1 protein-coding gene is annotated in these 1,169 nt (G+C 60.9%); it reads left to right on the top strand.

Translation table 11 applies throughout. From position 1 onward, the window contains the following. Positions 1-217: 217 nt before the first annotated feature. A complete protein-coding gene (locus tag AC1DX0_RS36160; RefSeq protein WP_477224680.1) occupies positions 218-1,159 on the top strand; it encodes an IS110 family RNA-guided transposase in 942 nt (313 codons plus the stop codon). Positions 1,160-1,169 lie beyond the last annotated feature (10 nt).

Genomic DNA, 1,169 nt, shown 5'->3' with positions numbered 1-1,169 from the left:
TAGGATTGTTTGAGAAGGATCGGGTAGTTTGGCGGCCGGGACTGCGGCCCATCACAGCCAGCAGTCCCGGCGGCAGGCGACCGCCCTTAGGACCGGGTAACACCCGACGTCATCATGGTCCCTGCCGTCTTTGTCCGCCATCGCTTGGAGAGTTGATTGGCCGCTGGCTTGCGCCACGCCCGCAAACAATCCGAAGCCTTAGAAGGATACCACCAGCATGGCCTTCTTGCATCAACAACCGCAAATGTGCCTCGGCTTCGACATCGCCAAGGACACCGTCACCGTCGCCGACGGGACTACCACCGGCACCATCCTCAATCAGCGCAGAGCTGTCCGTGCTTTCCTGAAGAGCTACAGACACATCGACCTTGTCGTGTGCGAGCCGACAGGCGGCCATGAAAGCCTGCTGCTCGAAGAGTGCCTGCGCGCCGGCATTGCCTGCCATCGCGCCGACACGCTCAAGGTCAAGAGCTACATCCGCTCCTTCGGCACGCACGGCAAGAGCGATGCCATCGATGCCGCGATGTTGAGAGCCTACGGTCGCGAACGCTGGGAAAAGCTGGCCCTTTGGCAGGCGCCCGATGCCGATGAGACCAGCCTGCGCGCCCTGGTTCGCCGCCGCCAGGAACTCATCACCATCAAAGTCGCAGAGAAGAACCGTGCCAAGGCACCTGGCGGCCGCAAGCTCGCGACCTCTTTCGAGGCCGTGATCAAAGTCGTCGAGCGCCAGCTCCAAATCATCGATGCCGAGATCCGCGAACTGATCGCCAACAGCAGCGCCCTTAAGCATCGAGCCGCCATTTGCACGGCCATGGACAGTCTCGGCCCGATCGTGGCGGCCAAGCTCTTAGCTATCCTGCCCGAACTCGGCACCATGACACGCCGCAAAGCTGCAGCCCTTGCTGGCCTTGCACCACACCCAAACGACAGCGGACAAAAGCAAGGCTACCGCAAAATCCGTGGCGGGCGCCCTGATGTCAGAACCGCGCTGTTCATGCCAGCCCTGCGCGCCGCAGCTGGAAGGGGCGAATTCGCACCCTTCTACAAACGCCTCGTCACAAACGGAAAAAAGCCAATGGTGGCAATCGCTGCCGTCATGCGAAAGATCATCGTTACCCTAAATGCAAGACTAAGGGACGCCGCCATTTCTCAGAGTTGATGACGAAGCG

It is taken from the genome of Mesorhizobium sp. P3_A9 (assembly GCF_056402975.1).
The sequence above is the reverse complement of the archived record's forward strand: the minus strand, read 5'-3'. Positions and strand labels throughout refer to the sequence as shown.

Bases quoted from the DNA above. Each gene is read 5' to 3' on its own strand.
- AC1DX0_RS36160 (WP_477224680.1), top strand. From the start codon at position 218: ATGGCCTTCTTGCATCAACAACCGCAAATGTGCCTCGGCTTCGACATC.